This is a genomic window from Shewanella sp. 1311, from assembly GCF_059338235.1.
The window spans coordinates 3,660,044-3,683,140 of the sequence record NZ_CM181686.1 but is presented as its reverse complement, the minus strand read 5'-3'; the positions used below and the strand labels follow the sequence as shown (position 1 = coordinate 3,683,140).

Genomic DNA, 23,097 nt, shown 5'->3' with positions numbered 1-23,097 from the left:
AAACCTGAATTAATAAAGGTTGTGCACATTGTCATCGGCTCCCTCGAGTCACCCGCTCGAGAACTAAGGCTGCACGCAGCGATAACAGAAATAGGCAGGTCTCCTGACTCGTCACTTTTTGTATTAAAAACAATATAAAAAGTTACTCACAGTTGCGGGCACAGTTCGGGCTGACTGACAAGCAGCTCCCCGATTCCCTATTATGTTGAGATTGATTTCAAGCCTTTGCAGTGTACGCTGGCAATCGTTGCCACAGAACACACTCGCACCACTCAAAACTCCCAACACCTATTTCTGTGACGTCATCCGATACGCTATCGCAAGCCTTGCAAGGCCGCGTGCGTCGGGGACGTCAGGAAAAAGCATTATCCTATATTTACCTTAATAGGCAATCGACAATCACGCTGGTAAGACAAGAAAAATCTTCACCTTAGGGCAACGCGGATCACTCGCAGCGCCCGCTCGGCCAATCTAAACGCCAGTAACAAACGCCGTGTTCATCTTGCAGCACATTAATGCTCACCACGGCCGCCACGGGTAAATCGAGTTGACTGTAAAATCCCACCGCCCGTTCAACCCCAAGGGCGCGCGCCATTAAGTGACGGATCACTCCGCCGTGGGTCACGACCCATACTTTGGCAGCCACGCCCGCTCCCGCAGCCAGCTCGGCGTTATCTGAGTCGACGGTCAATCGTTCAAACTCGGCGGCAAGTATCTGGTCAATTGCGCCATTCACCCGCGACTCGAAACTGGCCATAGTCTCCCCATTAGGCGGCGGTGTTTGCCAAGGGTTTTGCCAATAGGCCGCTAAACGTTCGCCCTCTTGCTGATACAGCTCATCGAGTCGACAACCGTCCCAATCGCCAAAGTCGATTTCCTGTAAACCCGACAAAAACTGCGCCTGCAATGGCCTTGACTCAGATACCAGCGCCGCCGTCGAATGCAGCTCGGCGGCAAAGGCTTGGGCAAATTCGGCGCAGCGGCGTGAAGTCGAACTATAAATCGCGCTGCAGGTACTTGCCTGCGCCTCAACAGCAGCCGACATTTGCTGCCAGCCCTTTTCGCTTAAAGGCACATCCACACGGCCGCGTAAAATGGCGCCGCCTTCACACTCGCCGTGGCGTAACAATAACAATCGAACTTGTTTCATCGTATTCCTATGTCTATCACTCATGGCACATTTTGTTGAAAGCCCACATTAGACCCGTCGTCCTATATACTCAATTACGCCCTAGCCCAACAACTAGCTCTACAACTAGTCCTAAAAAAAGAGCCGTTAAACTGGGTGAAAAGTGGTGATAGGACTCAATTGTCGTCAGTCAATTTTGACCTTGCCCTGACAATCATAAGTCGCGTATTATGGACGTCTATACGTTTAAATGTCCAAAAACATTTTATAAAAACAAGTATCCAAAAACAAATGTCGATAGACCAGAATAAAATGCACTTTGCATAACAAGGGTCGATGCTTGGACTTAACTTAGCTGTATTTAAGGTAATTATTTATGACGATACCCTCTACCAAAGCCGGCCAGATATTGGCAGACATTCGTAAACAGCTTGCTGAGCGCATTCTAATCTTAGACGGTGCCATGGGCACTATGATCCAAGGCTACAAGCTGGAAGAAGAGGACTATCGCGGCGAACGCTTTAAAGATTGGCACACAGATGTCAAAGGTAACAACGACCTCTTGGTCTTGTCGCAACCCCACATCATCAAACAAATTCACACCGACTACTTAAACGCCGGTGCCGACATCATTGAAACCAACACCTTTAATGCTACGACTATCGCCATGGCCGACTACGACATGCAGTCGCTGTCCGCCGAAATTAACTTAGTCGGCGCGCGCCTCGCCCGTGAAGCCTGTGATGAAGTGTTTGCTGCAACAGGCATTCCGCGCTACGTCGCCGGTGTGTTAGGCCCCACTAACCGTACGTGTTCGATTAGCCCTGATGTGAACGACCCAGGCTATCGTAACGTCAGCTTCGATGAGTTAGTCAGCGCTTACCGAGAATCCACTAAGGCGCTGATTGAAGGCGGCGCAGATATCATTATGGTCGAGACCATATTCGATACCTTAAATGCCAAAGCCGCACTGTTTGCGATTGAATCGGTATTTGATGACTTATTTGGTCAGCATTCTAAAGACAGATTGCCAATCATGATTTCGGGTACCATTACCGATGCCTCAGGTCGTACCCTTACGGGTCAAACCACCGAAGCTTTTTATAATTCCCTGCGCCATATCAAGCCCTTATCTATCGGCCTTAACTGTGCACTTGGGCCAAAAGAGCTGCGCCCGTACGTCGAAGAATTATCCCGTATCGCCGAATGTTATGTGTCGGCGCATCCAAATGCAGGCCTGCCGAACGAGTTTGGCGGTTACGATGAAACCCCAGAGGACATGGCGAACGTGATTGAAGATTGGGCGCGCGAAGGCATGCTCAATATTATCGGTGGTTGCTGTGGTAGTACGCCTGAACATATCCGCGTTATTCGCGAAGCGGTCGACAGACATAACCCGCGCGTGTTGCCCGATATTCCCGTAGCCTGCCGCCTTGCCGGTTTGGAACCACTGACTATCGACGCCCAATCCCTGTTCGTTAACGTGGGTGAGCGCACCAACGTCACAGGCTCGGCTAAGTTTTTAAAGTTGATCAAAGAAGGCAAGTTTGAGCAAGCGCTCGATGTCGCCCGCGAGCAGGTCGAAAGCGGCGCGCAAATCATCGACATCAACATGGACGAAGGCATGCTCGATGGCGCCGAGATCATGCACAAGTTTTTGAACTTGATTGCCTCTGAGCCTGACATCAGCCGCGTACCTATTATGATCGACTCCTCTAAGTGGGAAGTGATCGAAGCTGGCCTCAAATGTATTCAAGGCAAGGGCATAGTTAACTCTATTTCCCTCAAAGAAGGCGAAGCCAAGTTTATTGAGCAAGCCACCTTAGTGAAACGCTACGGCGCGGCCGCCATTATCATGGCATTCGACGAGCAAGGTCAGGCCGACACTAAGGCGCGTAAAATCGAAATTTGTACCCGCGCCTATCGGGTATTGGTCGATAAGGTCGGCTTTCCGCCCGAAGACATCATTTTCGACCCGAACATTTTCGCCATCGCCACAGGGATTGATGAACACGACAACTATGCCGTCGATTTTATTGATGCCATTAAAGCGATTAAAGCCACCCTGCCCCACGCGATGATTTCGGGCGGTGTGTCGAACGTGTCGTTCTCGTTCCGCGGTAACAACCCAGTGCGCGAGGCAATTCACGCGGTGTTCCTGTACCACGCCATCAAAGTCGGCATGGACATGGGCATAGTCAACGCGGGTCAGTTAGCCATTTACGACGATATCGATCCTGAACTTAAAGTACGGGTCGAAAACGTAGTGCTTAACTTGCCCTGCCCAGTTGAAGGCTCAAGCAATACCGAGCAGCTACTTGAAATCGCAGAGAAATTCCGCGGTGATGGCGCACAGGTGGGTAAGAAAGAAGATTTAGAATGGCGCAGCTGGCCAGTGAGCCAACGCTTATCCCATGCGCTCGTGAAAGGTATTACCGAATTTATCGATGAAGATACCGAAGCCGCCCGCCAAGAAGCGAAACGTCCGCTGGATGTGATTGAAGGCGCCTTGATGGACGGCATGAACGTGGTCGGCGACTTGTTCGGCTCAGGCAAGATGTTCCTGCCACAGGTGGTGAAATCGGCGCGGGTGATGAAAAAAGCCGTGGCTTACTTAAACCCCTATATCGAGCTGGAAAAGGTTGAAGGCCAATCTAACGGCAAGATCTTGATGGTGACGGTAAAAGGCGACGTGCACGATATCGGCAAAAATATCGTCGGCGTGGTGCTCGCCTGTAACGGTTTTGAGGTATTCGATTTAGGTGTGATGGTGTCGGTGGAGCGAATTCTCGACGCCGTGAAAGAACACAATATCGATATCATCGGCATGTCGGGCCTCATCACGCCGAGTCTGGACGAGATGGTGCATAACGTGAAAACCTTCCACCGCGAAGGCTTAACCATTCCGGCGATTATCGGCGGCGCCACTTGCTCAAAAATCCACACAGCGGTGAAGATTGCGCCCCATTATCCCCATGGCGCCATTTATATCGCCGATGCGTCCCGCGCCGTGCCTATGGTGAGTAAACTCATCAACAACGAAACACGCCAAGCGACCATAGACGAAACCTATGCCGAATACGACGACATGCGTACTAAGCGTTTATCCCAAGCCAAGCGCAAAGAGATAGTGTCACTCGAAGCGGCCCGTGAAAACCGCTGCCAACACGATTGGGCCAATTACACCCCGTTCACGCCAAACGTGCTCGGTCGCCAAGTGTTTGATAATTATCCGTTAGAAGATTTAGTCGAGCGTATCGACTGGACACCGTTTTTCCGCTCGTGGGAACTGCATGGCCATTACCCTGAAATCCTCACCGATAAAGTGGTCGGCGTCGAGGCGCAAAAGCTGTTCGCCGATGGTCAGGCCATGCTCAAACAAATCATCGAAGAAAAGTGGCTCACGGCGAAAGCGGTTATCGGCTTATTCCCTGCCAATACAGTCAATTACGACGATATCGAGCTCTACACAGATGAGTCGCGCACCACAGTCGAAATGACCACACATCACCTGCGGATGCAGCTTGAGCGTGTCGGTAACGACAACTTCTGTCTATCTGACTTTGTTGCGCCAAAAGACTCAGGCGTCGCCGATTACATGGGCGGCTTTGCGGTGACCACAGGCCACGGCATCGACGAACATGTGGCACGTTTTGAAGCCAACCACGACGACTACAACGCCATCATGCTCAAATGCTTAGCCGACCGTTTGGCCGAAGCCTTTGCCGAGCGGATGCACGAACGCGTGCGTAAAGAGTTTTGGGGTTATGCGGCCGACGAGCAGTTAAGCAACGAAGCCTTAATCCGCGAGAAATACAAAGGCATACGCCCCGCACCGGGCTACCCAGCTTGCCCAGACCACACCGAAAAAGGCTTGTTATGGGACTTGCTCAAGCCCGATGAAACTATCGACTTGAACATCACCGAAAGCTACGCCATGTTCCCCACAGCAGCAGTATCAGGCTGGTATTTTGCCCACCCGAAATCACGCTACTTTGGTGTGAGTAACATAGGCCGCGATCAAGTGGAAGATTATGCCAAGCGTAAAGGGATGACTGTAGCTGAGACGGAGAAGTGGCTGGCGCCAGTGTTAGATTATGATCCCGAGTAATCATTGGTACTCGTTAATGCCCAAGTTTCACTTGGGAAATTAGACAAAATGTGGAATTAAGGGGCTGAGTCAAGTCATCACCCCTTAATTTTTTGGTTTTAATTTTTAAATTTAAAATCAAAATCAAAATCAAAGTCGTGGAATTCCATTCCACACCAGGGCAAGAAGGGGATCAACAGCAATCCCCCTCTTGCATCTCCCCTTGCCGCCCCTAACGAAGTTACATGCATTAGTTACCTGTCTCATACTCCAATAAAAATCGCCTAACGGCTCAGATGGCACATCCATGTGCCCCCGAGCCTGCGCCATCATCCATGATGCCGCCACGGCATTTTTATCTGCGTATTTCGACAACTTCGCCGGGGATCGGTGAACTTCTCTGATATTAGAATTCACTTTTCGCATTGAAAGAGTTATGCCAACTCCACACGCCTTATTGTCCTCAACTTACCAATTTATATAGTAGACTCAAGCTTATTATTGATACTTTTATAAACTAAATATAAGTGTATCAACTCAACCAAAGCGAAATTAACTATTACGACGGTGAAATATTGTAGATCACCCATAGACCATAAGTTAAATAAAAAGAAAACTTCTAGATATCGAAACTTAGACCACCTAAAGTAATTTGACGGATAATCTTTACCTATAAGCATAGGTAACACTTTAAAATTAAAAGTGACTGCAATAGCAATATATACACAAAGCATGCTAAGTAACGAAAATAATAACTTGAAGCTAAAAATATTCATCTGCATAAAAATCGATTCAGACTTAAATTCAACTATCAAATCAACTGCAAGGCCGATAACAAGTGTCAAAGCAAGCACTATGCTCGTACCAAAAAAACTAATTTTTTCATGCAATTTCCTAAAGATAAAAATTGTGAAATCCCATTCAACACAATGATAAAAAGAGTTAACGAGGGGTATTTAAATGTGACTGAAGTTGATTAATTCGCTCTGGGATCAAATCCATTTTATTGTCGGTGTTTAAGTCATCACAGTTTTCAGCAACAACCCGTTCTACACCAGTTTTATCAGTAAAATAGAGTTTTTCGCAGTCGCATCTCAGTTTGGCGATAATCAGTTTTTCCACTTTAGCTTGGCGAACCTCGGCAACCCAACAGGAATCAGCACAACCGCAGGAGTGATAAATCAACTCCTCGTCAGGGACATGCCAATCAAGCTGATATTCGCCAGCTACCGCATTGCCCAAAAATGCCACAAGAGCAAAGAATACGAATAATAGATATCGAATCAATTTTTAATCATCCAAGGCTCAAAAATCAGCCATCTATCAAACCAGAACCCAGATAATAATATCTGCCATATTTCTTTTATTTTATGGTTTGATAGAAAGGCGCATCTTCAAGGCTTATCTGGGTTCTGCGAGGGCGCGGCATACAAACCTCCTTGTTTAATGTTTAACTCAAGCATAACAGGATATTAACTACCGCGCCATTAACGATGGACGTCCATTTTCACAATTTTCACATCCTTGTTAACCCTCGTCTATCATAGTGTGCGCCGCGCTGCCAACGAAGAAAAAAACACCAGAAGCTAACGTAAAGAGAACAAGCTGCATATTTACTAAAAAACTAGAGGTGCCACCATCAATAAGAATTAATGCCAATACAATTAGGCTAGGAACTAAGCCCAAAACTAAAATAAAAGAAAGTAAAACAACTACTCTTTGCCAATTCGACTTTTTGTGTATCACAGACCCTGATACCAACTTTACGATTACTTGACCAAACAAAATTGATGCAGCGAAGCTCCAGTCAGCGGCTTGAAAAAATGTTGAGAAGTCAGACTTATATATTTTAATAATACCTATTACTAGAAAAGGTAGGAAAATAAACAAGTATTCCGACAAAAGTATTAGCCAAGCATCTTGATTTGATTTACTCGTTGTCATACATCATCTCTTGTTGAATATCCATCACTTCAACTTTGTTATGAACGAACTTAACTTCGAACTTCGTGTCGATTAAATTATCTTTTTTATCAAAATATGCTGTAGTAACTAGATCACATAGAAGTCCATCTCCAGGAGCTACAATTTCAACTCTAGAATGAAATTTATTGAGCCAGTCTTCATGAGTGATACGAGCAGAAATAGTAGATTTATTACGTAAAAAATCCCACATTGACTTTCCAATGAAATCAGCTTTTTTTATTACTAATATTTCAGTTTTAGTATTTTTCTCAACTTTCTCGATAAGAATTGCATCTACATCATCTTTGGTTAGATGAAAATTCTTATTAATGATTTTCGACTCGCCGCGAGAATTTAAATAAACTTGATCAACATCGTTCAACTCTATCGTTGATTGTGACAATTCAGTGTAACCTTTTAGCAAGCGGTAACGATCTAGTGAAAAGACATTAGGAAACTCTTCTACTTCAAACTTCAAAGCAGCAGTAGCAATTTCTTTTTCTAGGTCAGCTAAAATATCTAACGATTCTATAGTATTTTTATCGGAGATAAAGGATATAACTAAGTCAGTGCAATAATTTAAGAAGTTGGTTAATTTCCATTTCTGAGCTTCCGTTACATCACCTTCAATTTCTGGACATAGCCATGATTTAATTGAGCCTTCATTGATATCTGAAAGTAAGAAACTTGACTTAGTTTCAGCAGAAACAGAACTCAGGAGGCATGAATGAAACTCTTCAACTGAAGAAATCAAATGACTCATAGAGTTGAAAACACGCTGAGGATTACGAGAATTCTTCTCAAAATCAATTTTGATGCAGAGATCGCTCTCTTTACGCCGTAAATTGGACATGTACATACTCTTTAAATACAAATTGTTACGAGTTTTACATCATTATCAAGTAATGGATTAGTTGAATATTCATAAGGGCTATCCACTTAGCACAACCAACCACTATATATTGTGGTTATCGATTTTTAATTGATTGGTACGTTATTGGCTTAGAGCGCACAGCTTGTTCAAGCAACCTGTAGAATAATAATCCCCGTGAATCTGAATTTCTTCTGTTGAAGCGAAATGTAAACTCGTCTAAATAATAATCAAGTTGCTTAGCCTTTACCGCGCCTTGATACGTACCTAAAAGCCATCTTTTACATAATGATGAGACTCGATGTACCCCAGCCATTGTTTCATGTGCAGGTACAGATGAACCTAAATGCACTATCCGATTATGCTTATATCCTTTTTTGTCTATTTGTTTGTATGCTTGAGAACCATCACTACAAATTGTGCTATCAGGTTCTATTACATCTTGAATGAATTGATGGATATGTTCTTTAGTTGCACTTTCTACTTGCCTTAAACGTATTCGCCCAAATCCAGAGGGTGATAGCAGCTCAACAGCCACCAAAACTACAGCTTTACGTTTACCCTGTTGATTTTTAATAGATGATTTTGGAATGACACCACCTATTAATGTTTCGTCAACTTCTACGATGCCGGACAGTTTATCTCTTTCAGGATCAACCATGGCATATCTTAACTTGTGCATTAAAGACCAAGCTGTTTGATAACTCCCAAGACCTAATAGCCTTTGGACTCCAAGAGCGCTGACCCCATTCTTTTGATTTGTAAAAAACCAAACAGCTGCAAACCAACTTTTCATGGGGGTTCTTGTTTTGTCAAAAAGTGTACTTGATGTTACTGAACATTGAGAACGGCAAGCATGACATTTTAACTTGCCATTACTTAACTGATAAGGTGATTGATGGCTCGAACAGCTTGGACAAATGAATCCGTTTGGCCAACGAAGTGCATAAAGGTAGCTGGTGCAAGATTGTTCATCATGAAACCAATCAACAAATTCGTCCCAATTTGTAGGGTAATCGACGCCAGCTTTTAATAGATACGATGAAGTTTTCATTACTACATATTGACACTGGTGGTGCTAAATGGATAGCCCTTATATTCATACAGTATCGCAGAGTTGATTAACCCTGGCTAAGGGGCTTACAACTCATTACTACTAAACTTAAACGCAACAGCCATAACCAAAAAATAAATCAGACCAACCAAGATAAAACAAGAACATAATCCACTTTCAGTTAGCATTCAAGTAACACAAAGTCACTGAGCAGTTCAAAGCTGGCAATGTATGGTTCCCAATAAAAGTTAAAATATGCATAATTTTTACTAATTAACAATTGAAAAACAACGCCAGAGCCTAAGGAGTACACCATCCCCTCGGAGTTGCCGCAGGGCATTTGCATTCGTTGCGTGATCGAGGCATGGATAATGGAATGGACCCATCCACTTTTAATCGGCCTCGCAATGGGCCACGATGTAGTCGCTAAAACTCATCAGAAAGAGGACGGGTCCACTTATGAAGATTACTACAATTGGTTTAGATATCGCAAAGTCTGTTTTTCATGCTGTTGGTGTCGATAAAGCTGGCAAGTTAATTAAAAAGAAAATGCTTAGACGCAAAGACTTACTTCCCTTTCTTGCTCAAATTGAGCCGTGTCTGATTGTGATGGAAGCCTGTAGTGGGGCAAATTATTGGGCCAGAGAATTTGAGCTGTTGGGCCATAACGTCAAGCTAATCGCACCTCAATTTGTGGTGCCTTTTCGGCAAGGTAATAAAAATGACTACAACGATGCCTTAGCCATCGCTGAAGCTGCGCAGCGACCCAGTATGCGGTTTGTAAAACCCAAAAGCGTTGAGCAGCAAGATGTGCAACTGCTCCACCGCATGCGCGAACGATTAACTAAACAATCAACCGCCTTAATCAATCAAGTCAGAGGGATGTTAGCGGAATACGGCATCGTGATAGCCAAGAGTAAATCGGCTTTTAAAGTACAGTTCCCAGATATTTTAGCGGATGAAACCAATGCGCTAACCACCAAAGGTCGGGCCATTTTTTATCAGTTATATGAAGAGTTTAGTGATATAGAAAAACGGCTTAAGGGTTGTGACGTTCAAGTGCTCACTGAAACTAAGAACAATGTGATTTGCCAGCGTTTAGAAACTATCCCAGGTATTGGTCCAGTCACCGCTACCGCCTTTTATGCCGCCGCAGGTGACGGTAAAGACTTCACTAATGGCAGGCACTTTTCAGCTTGGTGTGGCTTAGTTCCCAAGCAACACAGCAGTGGAGGTAAAGATAACCTCCTTGGGATAAGCAAACGGGGAAATGCGTATTTACGCACCCTGTTCATCCACGGCGCCAGAGCCGTGTTGCAACACAGTTGTCATAAACAGGATAAATTTAGCTGCTGGGCAATCCAGTTAGCAGAACGCCGAGGTTTTAACCGAGCCTGTGTAGCCGTCGCCAATAAACTCGCGAGAATGGCATGGGTTATCGCGGCGCATGACGAAGAATATCGACTTCCAGTATAGTGCTGAATAGATTCAATAAACGTTAATAATTAACCAACCAACCAGCAAGTTGCTAAGACACTTGAATTGATGATGAGACAGTCAGACTGATCTACCGAAAACCTTAGCTCGGCATAGGCTCATAATGAAGCCGCAAGGATGATAAGGACAGTAGAAGCAGATATCCATCAGGGCCAGAGGCATACCTCAATAACAGGCCGGATATATGGGTGCAATGAACTCTTCTCAAAATCGCTATCGAATGTCTTGCAAACCGGATGGGTCCATATATGCCGAGATAGCGTCAGTCGAATCAGGGACGAGCGTCTGACGCGATAGCATAAGGACGCTAAATGCCCAAGGGGCTTTCAACTCCGTTGGGGGGCGGCAAGGGAGATCCAAGAGGGAATTGCTGTTGATCCCCTCTTGGTCGGGTGTGGGTTGAAGACCCACGACCTTGATTCACCTCGGCCGCTAGGCCGCAAATTACCAGTTCACTACTTTGTGAAACGACAAATTGTGAACCGACAAAGCTTCCCCATTGCTACCGCACTTCGCCAACATTAGTCAGCCAAGCCATCAATCAAAACAAGGTCGCACTAGCTCAAAACGTCCACTGCTGAACATTGAGCACAATGCCACTGAGCACTATGACAACAAGCATAAGTGCCAAAGCATATTCACCAATTTGCAGGAGGAGTTGGGTATCTAAGAAAGAGAAAAGACACATCGTCCTGATGCAAGTGACTCGAATCGCGGGTACGCGATTAAAGCTCATCCTTGTTAAAAACCTAAGATAGCGACATAGCGTACACTTGTCTATAACTTTAGCATTATAAATCAAGTAATTAAGCAAGCACTGATTTAATAATGTTGATATGAATGCATGTGACTAAACCAATCGCCATCAAATAACACTATCTCTTGATTTTGCAGTGGCATGAAGTCTCGCTGTGTGAGGCGGTCTTGTTTTGGCAAATGGTCATATTTCGACATGCAAATAAGCCCCAATTGAGTGCATTGCTCAAGGGCTCTGCGCAAAGAGCACTGAGCAAAATTCAGGCATAACGTAACTGAGTTGAATCACAGTACGAACATCACTGCAGAAGCCTGATAACACGGGTTTTACACTCTGATTTAGCTTGGTCAAAACTGCAACGATTAACCGCCTAAATTTGCATTTTCAGCCCTACATGCTAACGTGGCTAATGTAAATTTACATTCAGTGTTTATCAAAGTTATGTCGCAACAATCAATAAAAAGTCGATCGACAACAAGCCTATATCGGGCGATACCAAGCAGCGCGGCTGATATGACACGGAAGCACAACTGAGGTTGAGATATGGAACCATCTAATACATCACGCCGGACCTTTATCAAGCAATGTGTGATTGGCGGGGTTGCCGTATATTCGGCCCCTTTGTTGTGGGAAATGAGTCGCGCGAATGCGGCGATTGTCTCACCTGAACTGGCAGCCCAATGGCAAACTCAGGTTAATGGTCAATCCAAACCTAAGTTTCGTAACGACGGCATAGCGAAGGTCACAGGCCAAAAGGTCTATGGCCGTGATTACCGCGCTATGGACATGGAAGGCTGGCCCAAGCAGCAAGGTTACGCTTTTATTCTACGCGCTGCCGATGCCTCCCATGTTTATCAAGGCTTTTCCCTCGACCACCTGCCCGCGTCGGCTAAGCCCTATAAAGTGATCACTGCGGCCGATCTGGCCCGTGATAAAATCAAGCTGCCCGATTTTTACGGTGACAACATGTTACTGGCCGAGGGGCAAACCGCCGACTACTTAGGTCATGCGGTGGCAATATTGTTGTTCGACAGTTTCCCCGCCTTTAAGCAAGCTAAATCCTTGCTGCAATTTGACCAGACCTTACTGCGCTTTGGTGAGCAAACGCCGTTTGTGTCGGACACCAAAGACCCGTACGCCAGCTGGCGCCTTATTCGAGTAGAAGGTGAAAATGGCGCAAGGGAAGATTTATACAGCCCACTCCACGATGGGCTATTTTTCCCTAGCGTAAAAGATCGCAAGCCAGAATGGTTAGGCAATCCGAATGCCAAAGGGACAGTGTCAGAGCGCGGGCTTTATTATGCGGGTGAGATAGATAAGCAGATTGCTAGCGCCCAAGCCAATCAACAGTGGCAAGTATTAGAGCGGGAATATCGCACCCAGATCATCGATCCTATGATGATGGAACCCGAAGCCTTTAACGGCTGGTATGACGCAACTAGCCAAACATTCCATACTGTGATTACCTCGCAGTCGCCGCAGGATTTTCAAGAGATGGCAGTGCACATGCTGTTATCTGGGCCACTGGCAGGCAAGGTAAAACATCTGGTGGTGCACTCGCCTTATATCGGCGGTGGATTTGGCGCGAAAGACCATTCGATATTCCCCTATTACGGCGTGCTCGCGGCCATTTATGCCAAGGGGCCAATTCGACTCGCCAATGACAGATTCGAGCAATTCCAATCTGGGCTTAAGCGTCATCCGTTCATCATGAAAAGCCGCTTAGCGGTGGATAAATCGACCTTAAAAATCCAAGCCTTAACTTCGCAGATGACAGTCGATGGCGGCGGACGAGTGAACTTTACTCCGTCTGTAACCTCAGTTGGCGCTACGGCGATGCAAAGCATTTACTACACACCGCGTAACGATATTATCGCCACCGCCTATGCGTCGCGTAACCCAGATGCGGGTTCGATGCGCGGTTATGGCACGCTGCAATCGATGACAGCGATGGAATGCATGATCCACGAGATAGCCGACGAGTTAAAGGTTGATCCCTTTAAACTGCGCGCCGCCAACGTGATGGAGTCTGGCCAGCGTAATACTCAAGGCGCAATTCCTAACGGTACTTTGCGTTACCGTGAAATGCTCGACATGGCCGAACAAGATCCCGTGTGGCAAAACCGCGCGGTGAATAAAAAGGACTATGAGGCCAAACATCCGGGGATGCGTTACGGCGTCGGTTTTGGTATCGCCACCAAAGATTATGGTACGGGCGCAGCGGCGCCAAGTGCGGCGGTTCGCCTAGCGAAAGACGGTAAAATCACCCTAGAAATCGGCTTTATCGAAATGGGCACAGGGACACAAACCTCCCAAGCTGTTGTGGTCAGCGATGCCCTCGGCAACTTTGCCGATGAGGTAAAACTCGCCGAAGTGGATATTTGGGATGCGATGCAATTAGTGCAAACCGATAATCCTTATATTATTTCGCAGCAACGCCAAGATGAAATGGCGGCCAATCCACGCTGGACACCGGTTAAAGCTATGGCATCGTCGGCATCTATGTCGGCTTATTATCAAAGCCATGTCACCCGCATCGCCGCCGACGTGATCTACCGTCACGGCCTGTGGCCTGCGGCGGTATCGATTTGGAACGAGTTGTATTTTAACACGCCAATGGGCTCGACTAATTTGCATAACGCCCGCGATGGTCGCTGGGTCGATGGCAAGTTAACCGCCTTGGGCTTTCCGCCACTGTCGATCGATATTCTCGCGAAACGCGCCCACGACATGGGCTTAGTGGTCGGCGTGATGGGCCATGCCTTTAATCGCTGGGCTTGGGCCGAAGCCGATTTCGACATTCTTGGCACTAAAGAGCGTTTAGCACTCGATGCGCTGGCGCTGCAATACGGCGAAGGTAACGCGACGTTTGCGGCAACTTCCGATACGACTATGAGTATCAAAGCGCGTCAAGCCAGCATGAAGTCTAACGGCTATCACTTGATCGATCGTCAAGCCATGAGTTATCCCAGAGCCGAACTGAACAATGCCATGGTGACTTACTACGCCCCCTGCGCCACTTTGGTTGAAGTGGCCGTTAACGAAGGCAATGGCGAAGTCACGCTACTGAGTTCTCACACTTGGTTAGAAGCGGGCAAAGTGATTGTTAAAGAATTAGTCGAAGGGCAAATTCAAGGTGGCCTTGCGATGGGAATTGGCCATGCACTGCATGAAGGCTTACCGCCATTTGAAGCCGGCGCTGGCAATGGTACGTGGAACCTCAATCGCTATCAGGTGCCGTTAGCGCGGCATGTGGGCGTGTGGGATCAACGTCATACCATATTGCCGCAGTTATCTGATAACGATCCCAGCCGTGGTATCGCCGAAGTGGTGATGATCCCTGTGGTCGCGGCGCTGATTGAAGCCGTGTATCAAGCAACCCATGTCCGCTTTTACGATTTACCCATGACAGCGAAAAAAATTAAGGAGGCCATGGCATGAGCCAGTCTATTAAACTGACCATTAATAACCAAGCCGTAGGCCCGATTGAAGTCGCCGATGGTGTGATGATGATTGAGTTTCTACACGAATACTTAAACCTCACAGGCACTAAGTTTGGTTGCGGCGCGGGCGTATGCCACGCCTGCACTGTGATCGTCGACGACGAGCAAGGCATGAGTGAAGTGGTGCGTACCTGCATCAATGGTGTAGAGCGTTTTAATGGTAAACGCGTCCGCACTGTCGAAGGTCATGCTAGACAAAACTCCCTTGGCGAAATCACCGCCCTGAGCCCAGTGCAAGAGGCTTTTTTAGAGCACTTCTCGTTTCAATGTGGCTGGTGTACCTCGGGCTTTGTCAACGAATCGACTGCGCTGCTTGAGCGATTAGAGCGACAACCTATCGCTAAAGATCAAGTTGAAAAAGTAGTTGAAGATGCCTTGAGTGAACACGTATGCCGCTGTACTGGCTACGTAAAATACTATGCGGCGGTCAAAGATCTGATCCTCAAGACTAAGGGGCTAACCCTGTGATGACATCAGCCAATCTGCGCTATTTCCCGCGCCATTTCTCGCACATTAGTAGAATAAAAAATCTGCTGAGTCACAATCTACTCCTGAGTTTAGGGCTAGGTTTGCTCGCCTGTTCCAGCAGCGCTGCCGATGAAGGTGGCAATACAACAAGTAGCGACATCGCACGCGGCGCGTATCTGATGAAGATAGGCGACTGTGTGGCCTGCCATACTGCGGTAGGCGGGCGCGAACTCGCGGGCGGTTTGCCGTTCGAAACCCCCTTTGGCGCTGTGTACTCGACCAATATCACCTCAGATAAAGAAACTGGGATTGGCAAATACAGTTACGAGGACTTTTTTGATGCCATGCACCACGGTGTTGGCGTCAACGGCAACCTCTACCCTGCTATGCCCTACACGTCATACAGCCTGCTGACGGACGACGACACTAAGGCGATTTATGCCTATTTGATGAGTACTAAACCCATCAAGCAAGCCAATCGCGACAATGATGTTTACTTTCCGTTTAACCTGCGTTTTGGCCTAAAAGCTTGGAACTTAGTCGCCCACGATGCAAAGGAATTTACCCCGAACAAGGAAAAAAGCGAGCATTGGAATCGTGGCAATTACTTAGTCAATGCCCTAGGGCATTGCGGTGAATGCCACACCCCAAGAGACACTATGTTTGCCATGGAGCAGGACAAGCACTTTGAGGGCGCGATTATCGAAGGGCTTGAAGCATCGGACATTCGCCCCGCCGAGCTTAACAGGCAGAACTGGACCCATGAGGATTTTAAGTCGCTGTTTACTGAAGGCTATTCCCGAAAAGGTACTGTCTTTGGCGGCATGTATCCCGTGGTGTATCACAGCTTTAGCCACTTAACCGATGATGATATGCGCGCGGTCAGCAGTTATCTGCTCGATACCGACGAAGATATTAAACCACAAGCTCTCACCTTTAACGGCCATAAACCTGAACTGCCAGGCTATACGCTTTACAAAGGTTACTGCGCCGGTTGTCATGGTCAAAATGGTGAAGGTCGCCCTAATGTCGCCCCCGCGATGGCAGGAAACGCCACTTTAGATAAGGCCAGTCCGCACAATATCGTCGCCGTGATGCTAAAAGGTATTCAAAGCCAGCATTACAACGCCACCACCAGCTTTTATGCCATGCCGGGATATGCTGATGAGTTAAGCGACGAGCAGATTAAAGACTTAGCCAATTACCTAAGACTCACCTGGAGCACACAACCCGGTAATCTCGATGTGAAGACCATCCAAAGCTTGAAAGAAGTGATCCTCGAGCACGACTAACCCGCATAAGTATGTGGGAGATTTAAGATAAAAGCCGACGCTAGCGTCGGCTTTTGCTTAAATGCACACAGGTATCAGAGTGAACTTTTACGTCTCATTTGGATTTATCACTTACTCATTAATCAGCTCAATAATAAAGCCAGCTTTACTCACCACGCAGTCGAGTATCGAAGAAGGCTAAGCTGCGCGCCCAAGCGAGCTCGGCGGTGGCTTTATCGTATCGTCCTGTTGAGTCGTTATGGAAACCGTGATTCACATTCGGGTAAAGATAGGCGACATAATCGGCTTTATTGGTTTTCAGTTGGGTTTCGTACTCGGCCCAAGTGTCGTTCACCCGCTGATCGAGCCCAGCAAACTGCAACATTAGCGGCCCTTTCACGCGGCTACGCAGCTCTGCAGCGGCAGGCGTGCCATAGAAAGGTACGCCAGCATTGAGCTCATCGGGAATCGTCGCGGCCAGCATATTGACGATATAGCCGCCAAAACAAAAACCCACGGCACCGAGTTTGCCATTGCTCTGGGGATGGGATTTTAAAAACTGCGCGGCGGCAATAAAGTCCTGCTCGATTTTGGCTCTGTCTAAACTGCTTTGCATGGCGCGGCCAGCATCATCATTGCCGGGATAACCACCGAGGGAATAAAGTGCATCGGGGGCGAAGGCGATATAACCCTGCGCCGCTAATCGACGAGCCACATCTTCGATATAGGGATTTAGGCCACGGTTCTCGTGCACCACTAATACCACAGCAGCTTTTTTACTGGGGTCTAAAGTCTTGGGCTCACCAGCGGCACTGCCCGCGAGCAATAATTCATTGGGTATCACTAAATAACCACGCCCTTCACCGTAACCATTGGGCGAGGGAAACTTAACATAGCTGGCTTGAATACTCGGATCGTTAAAGGACACTTGTTCGGCAAGGGCATAGTTCGGCATGAGTGCGCCCGTGAGCGTTGTCATGGTAAACCCTAGCGCCACCAGTCCTGCGAGCCGCCCCATAAACTCACGGCGGTCGATAATGCCGTGGGCATATTCGTCATACCAGTCAAAGGCTTCCTGCGGTATCGGTTGTACTTTCTGAACACTCATCTGGCTTGTTTCTGCTACGGCTTGCTTGTCTTGCTGTGTCATCGTTATTCCTCCGTTGAACAAGCTAACCACAGGTCACTTCCCTAGCTTGTGGGTGTTAAGATTTAACTCAAGAGTAAAGGAATAATCGTACTTAGGGCAACTGACTTTAACGTGTGCTGTTTTGTAAGCTTGGTTTGAAATAACACACGATTGGCACAAACGACTGTCGGTTAAGGCTAGGCTAGCTTAAAATAGCGATTTAGATTCTAGAGGGCTTGGCGTGATACAACATAGAGCTAGCCAGATGGTGATATTTCACACTCTGGTGACCAGTGGCAGTTTTACCCAAGCGGCAGCTAAGTTAAAAACCTCGACCTCCTATGTCAGCAAGCAAATTGGCGCGTTGGAAGCTGAGCTGAACTTGCTGTTAGTGCAGCGCACCACGCGCACCTTAGTGTTAACTGACGCGGGCCAGCAGTTTGCGCGTTATTGTGAGCAAGTGTTTGAAGCAACGCAAAATGCCGATGCCATGATGCTGGATGCCCGTGACGACATTAGCGGGACGATTCGCCTCGGTTCTTCCCAATCCTTTGGCACCTTACACATCATCCCCGCGCTGGAAGTGTTGCAGGAAAAGTATCCCGAATTACGATTTGAGCTGAGCCTGTTCGACCATAAGGCCGATATGCTAGAGGAAGGTCTCGATCTGTGGATCACTAACCATGAACAGCTGAACGAAGGTTATATCGCCCAGCATCTCGCCGAGACTAACTTTGTGGTGGTCGCCTCCCCCGATTATTTGCTCAAGCACGGCATTCCGCACCATCCACGGGAGTTAGCTCAGCACAATTGTGTTATCTATCAAAGTAAAAGCCGTAATTATGATCGATGGAGTTTTGCTAAGGATGACATTGAGCAAACCGTCAATGTCGCGGGGAATTACCGTGTCGACTTAGCCGAAGCTGTGCGTAATGCTGTGATTGCAGGAAGAGGTATAGGCTACGTGGCCACGTATTTACTCAGTGATGAGTTTCAAAGCGGCAAGCTTATTCAACTCTTACCCGATTGGAAACCGCTGCAACAGATGCCCGTTTACGTGGTTTACCCAAGGCGGCGCCATTTACCGACTAAGTACAAAGTGATTATCGAATGTTTAAAGTCCCATATCGGCCACCCGCCCTACTGGGATAAAAAGCTCAAACCTTGGTTAGGTAAGACAGTCACTTAAACTGCAGCCACTTAAGCTACTGTCATTTAAGCTCCTGTCATTTAACTGTATTCACTTAAGCTGCATTTCAAACCAGCACTGACTACTGCACCAGCCGAAAGTCGTCTGTGGCGTGATTTCGATTATTGCCACAGACACAAATATTATTTCCTCTGGGCAACAGTAGCCGAAATTTATTTTATTATCCTGCATAAACAGCAACTTAAATTGTTTATATTTTCGACGCTTTTATCGTAACAGCCCAGTAACGCCCTCGACTTGCCCTTACGCTGACTCGGCCTACAATGCGCGACTTCTTCTATCACTCAAAAGAATAAACCCATTATGACCGCGATATTAGGCATGATTAGCATCTTGTTTTTTGCTTGGTTACTGTCAGTGAACCGCAAGAACATTCCCTACCGCACTGTGATTTTAGCCCTAGGCTTACAAATTATATTTGCCCTGTTAGTGCTCTACGTCCCTGCGGGTAAGGCCGTATTGCAATCTGTTACGGCGGGCGTGTCGAGCGTGATAGCCTATGGCAACGAAGGGATTAGTTTCCTGTTTGGCGATCTCGCCACGGGTAAAGTCGGCTTCGTATTTGCGATCAATGTGTTAGGTATCATCATCTTCTTCTCGGCGCTGATTTCAGCTCTATACCATATTGGTCTTATGCCTAAGGTGATCAACATTATTGGTGGTGGTCTGCAGCGTTTATTGGGCACGGGCCGCGCCGAGTCTTTATCTGCCACGGCGAATATCTTCGTCGGCATGATTGAAGCGCCACTGGTGATAAAACCCTATTTAAAGCACATGAGCGATTCGCAATTCTTCGCGGTAATGAGCTGTGGTTTAGCCTCAGTCGCGGGCGGCACCTTAGTGGGATATGCCGCTTTAGGTGTCGATCTTAACTATCTGATTGCCGCTGCCTTTATGTCAGCACCTGCGGGTCTGTTGATGGCAAAAATCCTCATGCCACCCAACGAAAATGACAAAAACAACTCAGATGAAATCACCTCTGTCGAATTGCCACGCGCCACCAATGTGGTTGAAGCCTTAGCCGATGGCGCTATGTCTGGCATGCGGATTTCAGTCGGGATTGGTGCCACTCTGCTAGCTTTTGTCAGTGTTATCGCCCTGCTGAACGGTATGTTAGGCGCAGTGGGTGAATGGTTCGGTTACCAGTTAAGCTTCGAATTCTTGCTCGGTTATCTGTTCGCGCCTATGGCGTGGCTGCTGGGTATTCCTTGGCATGAAGCCATTACTGCGGGCTCACTGATCGGCCAAAAAATCGTGGTCAATGAGTTTGTTGCCTTCATCCAGTTAATGAAAGTCGAAGACCAACTGAGTGCCCATTCTCAGGCCGTTGTGACTTTTGCCCTGTGTGGTTTTGCGAATATTTCCACTATGGCAATTTTGATCGGTGGACTGGGTAGCATGGTGCCAGAGCGCCGCGAATTTATCGCCCGTAATGGTTTTCGCGCCATTGCCGCTGGCGTATTTGCTAACCTGATGAGTGCGGCAATCGCCAGCGTGATCCTCTCGCTGTAGCTTGTTTTCGATAACAGGTTTCTGTCCTCGAGTATCAATCACTGATCTCGAGCATCGAAATAGAAAAAGCGGATCCCAGCGTAAACCCAAATCAAGCACGCCTTGGTTTGGGTTTTGTTTTATGCCCCAGCTAAACTCGCCTTTATAGCCGCACGACTGACCTAAACCTCGTCGTAAACAAAATAAGCACGGACAGTCTCTTTACCTTGCTTGCTCGCCTTTTAAGCTCACATTTTGATGACGTCGTTTTATTGCCTCAGATAGTTTTTGTGTATAATGTCGCCAAACCAAGATTAATACATTTACATTTCAATAACATGCGTAGCCAAGGGAGCACAAATGGCCACAGGGAAATACAAGGCAGTTTACGCCGCAATCGCACTGACAGTGGCAGGTATCACACTCTTGTTAACCGCCTGCGATGACTCAACGACGTCCTCCGAATCGGTTACGACGAATATACCCACAGATCGCGAGTATCAGATTATTTCCACCATAAGCCTCAACGATGGTTTCGAAACTCGCAAAGTGTTGCAGGCACGATTACTGCTGGATTACCAATTACAAGATGCAGAGGGTAAGGCGGTCAACTTAACCACACAGTTAACCCATAACGCCCGCTTTTTTATCCAACCTAACCTGCTGCAAATTAGCGATTATGGCATGCCGATCCCGGTGAGCAATATTGACCCCAAAGGCAAGTCCAATGAAATCGTTCAGTTGGTTAAAGATGGCTTTAATGTGGAATTTAACAATGGTGAAGTCCGCCAACTGACCCCCATTGCCAAGATGGATCAAAAAGATATCAAGGAGTTATTTGAGCGCTGGCAAAATCTTAATAACTTGTTTAAACAAGCCCCAACCTTGCCTGTGGCGCTTGAGCCTAGCGTAGGTTATAGCATCAAAGCCCCCATGGATGCGCGCTTAACTTGGACGGTTGAACAGGTCAGTGAAGATAAGTTGATCGCCGTATTACAAGGGGAGAAAGACAAGTATAAGGCCTATGGCAAGTTCGAAGTTAACCGCAAAACCGGTTGGTTAGAGAGCATGGCGTTTTTTCAACGGGAAGAGCGCCAAGGGCGTACCTTTACCCACCGAACCGTAATGGCGCCTAAGGATCGCCCTTACATCATGAGCACGCTTTGGCATGCCGATGATAGCTTTGATGCTGAGCGCGATAGGGATGATCGGCAAAAAGAACTGTACCGCATTAGCGATATACCGCAGGAATATCGCCCCAATAATGAGGCATTTATACAATCCTTATTACCTGAACAACAAGGTATTTTAGATAATCTTGGCCCTTGGGGCACTGATACCCCAGAAGATCTGCAATTGCGCTTTGTCCACAATATGAGTCCGCAATATGTGGAAGCCGATGTGCGTTATGAGGACTTAACCGCCTTTGATGCTAACGGCAAACCAATTGACATTCACTTCTGGCAGCATGGCAAAGGTTGGGCGAGGAATTATAATCCCTCGATAGAGTCTGCAACCGATATTATTGCGACTGGGTGGGATAACACCGCGAATAAACTCAAACAGATAGACCATATTACTGCCAAGCTAACACTTATCCCACAGACGAATAAGATAGTCGAAAAGTCGTGGGATGAACTGCTGGCAACACCTTACACGGTTGGCGATGCCAGCCTAACAATCCAAGTGCTCGATGCCGAGGCGAAACTCTTTAAAGTCGTGTCAAAGCAGAGTGAGGATCAGAGTATTAATCTGCCTTTCCAACAATTTAAAGGCATGATGGCTGAGGCCCGTCGCGAAGGTAATCATCCCTCTTGGCTAACGGCGACGGAAAAGGAGCTGCTAGAACAATTGATTGGGGCCGATGAGAACCATCACCTCACCAGCAACGCACTGTTACTCAAGCTGGATGAAATTCCTAAAACCCTGATGTTAATTGAGCAACAACCCCAGCCGGAGTTGACTCAAACCAAAACGATCCGCTTTGTACAATTTAGCGACTACAACAAAAATCTGGCTAATCCTCCCACCGAGTTTGGTAACGCTGGCCTAGGTAGTTTTATCAATCCGGCGCTAGATGCTGCAAAAAATGAGTTCAGTACGATCCAAGGGATAAAACCTGTAACTGACAATGGTCATAATCTGTATATTCCCATGTCAGCTGCCTTGGCAAGCGCCTGCAAACCTGAAATAGATCAAGGCTTTAATGAGGGTAAAAATCCCGTCACTTGGCAGTTTGATCCCAACGCCCCAAACGGGTCAGCCTATAGTTTGATGACCCCAGACCGCGTGCGGCAGTTTTTCTACGATAAACAGATCAAGGGCAAGATCCATTGCCAAGGTGATATTCACTGGCAGCCTTTAGAACTGGCTGTAACCGACCGCCCTTGGTTAATCGATTTAGAGTCTTGGCTGACGCAAACCGGATATGGCAATGAGCCAAGTAGCGATCTTAAAAATTACTTTAAGGTCGAAGATGCCCAAGGCAATCTGTTAACCATTCGACTCCCCGAAAATACTGAGCAGCGGATAAACGAGGTGCTGGTCGATGGTCGCTATTTAAGTATCGCAGGCCCCGCCGCCAAGGTGAGTTATATGACGATCTCTAAAGACCCCGTCGATATCCCCTATGAATTCACCTTTAAACCTCTGCCATAAAAAG

General features: G+C 47.1%; 14 protein-coding genes and 1 riboswitch. Of the genes, 8 read left to right on the top strand and 6 right to left on the bottom strand.

Annotated features, from left to right (window positions below):
- Positions 1 to 76 precede the first annotated feature (76 nt).
- Positions 77 to 242: riboswitch (cobalamin riboswitch) on the bottom strand.
- Positions 243 to 445: 203 nt separating this feature from the next.
- A complete protein-coding gene (locus tag AC5YB3_RS16375) occupies positions 446 to 1,150 on the bottom strand; it encodes a histidine phosphatase family protein (protein WP_494525736.1) in 705 nt (234 codons plus the stop codon).
- Between the two features lie 355 nt (positions 1,151 to 1,505).
- Here AC5YB3_RS16375 and metH point away from each other — a divergent pair, with 355 nt between their 5' ends.
- Positions 1,506 to 5,240 (top strand): methionine synthase, encoded by a 3,735-nt coding sequence (metH, locus tag AC5YB3_RS16370; protein ID WP_494525735.1) that lies wholly within the window; start codon positions 1,506 to 1,508, stop codon positions 5,238 to 5,240.
- A 921-nt stretch (positions 5,241 to 6,161) separates the two neighbouring features.
- Here the strand turns inward: metH and AC5YB3_RS16365 are convergent.
- The 4 genes from AC5YB3_RS16365 to AC5YB3_RS16350 form a co-directional block, all read right to left on the bottom strand.
- Positions 6,162 to 6,506: a hypothetical protein gene (locus tag AC5YB3_RS16365; protein ID WP_263198266.1), complete on the bottom strand. Its 345-nt coding sequence runs from the start codon at positions 6,504 to 6,506 to the stop codon at positions 6,162 to 6,164.
- 240 nt (positions 6,507 to 6,746) lie between these two features.
- Positions 6,747 to 7,163, bottom strand: a complete 417-nt coding sequence (locus AC5YB3_RS16360) for a hypothetical protein (RefSeq protein WP_372838127.1) — start codon at positions 7,161 to 7,163, stop codon at positions 6,747 to 6,749.
- Complete coding sequence (locus AC5YB3_RS16355) at positions 7,150 to 8,037, bottom strand: hypothetical protein (protein WP_372838124.1); 888 nt, start codon at positions 8,035 to 8,037, stop codon at positions 7,150 to 7,152. The genes AC5YB3_RS16360 and AC5YB3_RS16355 overlap by 14 nt, the downstream gene beginning before the upstream one ends.
- A 115-nt stretch (positions 8,038 to 8,152) precedes the next feature.
- Positions 8,153 to 9,109 carry an IS1595-like element ISSod11 family transposase gene (locus AC5YB3_RS16350; protein ID WP_494525734.1) on the bottom strand — a complete coding sequence of 319 codons (957 nt, stop codon included), beginning with the start codon at positions 9,107 to 9,109 and terminating at the stop codon, positions 8,153 to 8,155.
- Between the two features lie 459 nt (positions 9,110 to 9,568).
- Between AC5YB3_RS16350 and AC5YB3_RS16345 the strand changes: the two genes are divergently transcribed.
- The 4 genes from AC5YB3_RS16345 (at position 9,569) to AC5YB3_RS16330 (ending at position 16,626) form a co-directional block, all read left to right on the top strand.
- On the top strand, positions 9,569 to 10,585 hold the full coding sequence (locus AC5YB3_RS16345) for an IS110-like element ISSba19 family transposase (protein WP_494525472.1): 1,017 nt from the start codon (positions 9,569 to 9,571) through the stop codon (positions 10,583 to 10,585).
- 1,321 nt (positions 10,586 to 11,906) lie between these two features.
- Positions 11,907 to 14,804, top strand: coding sequence for a xanthine dehydrogenase family protein molybdopterin-binding subunit (locus AC5YB3_RS16340; protein ID WP_494525733.1), 2,898 nt, complete (start codon positions 11,907 to 11,909; stop codon positions 14,802 to 14,804).
- Positions 14,801 to 15,334 carry a (2Fe-2S)-binding protein gene (locus tag AC5YB3_RS16335; protein WP_006082848.1) on the top strand — a complete coding sequence of 178 codons (534 nt, stop codon included), beginning with the start codon at positions 14,801 to 14,803 and terminating at the stop codon, positions 15,332 to 15,334. Before AC5YB3_RS16340 ends, AC5YB3_RS16335 begins: the two co-directional genes overlap by 4 nt.
- On the top strand, positions 15,334 to 16,626 hold the full coding sequence (locus tag AC5YB3_RS16330) for a c-type cytochrome (RefSeq protein ID WP_494525732.1): 1,293 nt from the start codon (positions 15,334 to 15,336) through the stop codon (positions 16,624 to 16,626). The genes AC5YB3_RS16335 and AC5YB3_RS16330 overlap by 1 nt, the downstream gene beginning before the upstream one ends.
- 145 nt (positions 16,627 to 16,771) lie before the next feature.
- Here AC5YB3_RS16330 and AC5YB3_RS16325 read toward each other — a convergent pair whose 3' ends face one another.
- Positions 16,772 to 17,755, bottom strand: a complete 984-nt coding sequence (locus tag AC5YB3_RS16325; RefSeq protein WP_494525731.1) for a dienelactone hydrolase family protein — start codon at positions 17,753 to 17,755, stop codon at positions 16,772 to 16,774.
- Between the two features lie 220 nt (positions 17,756 to 17,975).
- On the opposite strand from AC5YB3_RS16325, the gene AC5YB3_RS16320 reads away from it, so the two are divergent.
- The 3 genes from AC5YB3_RS16320 to AC5YB3_RS16310 all read left to right on the top strand — a co-directional run bounded on the left by AC5YB3_RS16320 (position 17,976) and on the right by AC5YB3_RS16310 (position 23,093).
- The gene (locus tag AC5YB3_RS16320) at positions 17,976 to 18,923 is read left to right on the top strand and encodes a LysR family transcriptional regulator (RefSeq protein WP_006082852.1); all 948 of its coding nucleotides are present in this window, start codon (positions 17,976 to 17,978) and stop codon (positions 18,921 to 18,923) included.
- Between the two features lie 324 nt (positions 18,924 to 19,247).
- Entirely contained in the window at positions 19,248 to 20,456 is a 1,209-nt protein-coding gene (locus tag AC5YB3_RS16315) for a NupC/NupG family nucleoside CNT transporter (protein WP_494525730.1), read from the top strand.
- Positions 20,457 to 20,795: 339 nt separating this feature from the next.
- Entirely contained in the window at positions 20,796 to 23,093 is a 2,298-nt protein-coding gene (locus tag AC5YB3_RS16310; protein ID WP_494525729.1) for a hypothetical protein, read from the top strand.
- Positions 23,094 to 23,097: the final 4 nt, after the last annotated feature.

Coding starts and splice junctions, on each gene's coding strand:
- AC5YB3_RS16360 (WP_372838127.1), bottom strand. CDS start 7,163: ATGACAACGAGTAAATCAAATCAAGATGCTTGGCTAATACTTTTGTCG.
- AC5YB3_RS16310 (WP_494525729.1), top strand. CDS start 20,796: ATGGCCACAGGGAAATACAAGGCAGTTTACGCCGCAATCGCACTGACA.
- AC5YB3_RS16315 (WP_494525730.1), top strand. CDS start 19,248: ATGACCGCGATATTAGGCATGATTAGCATCTTGTTTTTTGCTTGGTTA.
- AC5YB3_RS16330 (WP_494525732.1), top strand. CDS start 15,334: ATGACATCAGCCAATCTGCGCTATTTCCCGCGCCATTTCTCGCACATT.
- metH (WP_494525735.1), top strand. CDS start 1,506: ATGACGATACCCTCTACCAAAGCCGGCCAGATATTGGCAGACATTCGT.
- AC5YB3_RS16350 (WP_494525734.1), bottom strand. CDS start 9,109: ATGAAAACTTCATCGTATCTATTAAAAGCTGGCGTCGATTACCCTACA.
- AC5YB3_RS16340 (WP_494525733.1), top strand. CDS start 11,907: ATGGAACCATCTAATACATCACGCCGGACCTTTATCAAGCAATGTGTG.
- AC5YB3_RS16345 (WP_494525472.1), top strand. CDS start 9,569: ATGAAGATTACTACAATTGGTTTAGATATCGCAAAGTCTGTTTTTCAT.
- AC5YB3_RS16325 (WP_494525731.1), bottom strand. CDS start 17,755: ATGACACAGCAAGACAAGCAAGCCGTAGCAGAAACAAGCCAGATGAGT.
- AC5YB3_RS16335 (WP_006082848.1), top strand. CDS start 14,801: ATGAGCCAGTCTATTAAACTGACCATTAATAACCAAGCCGTAGGCCCG.
- AC5YB3_RS16375 (WP_494525736.1), bottom strand. CDS start 1,150: ATGAAACAAGTTCGATTGTTATTGTTACGCCACGGCGAGTGTGAAGGC.
- AC5YB3_RS16355 (WP_372838124.1), bottom strand. CDS start 8,037: ATGTCCAATTTACGGCGTAAAGAGAGCGATCTCTGCATCAAAATTGAT.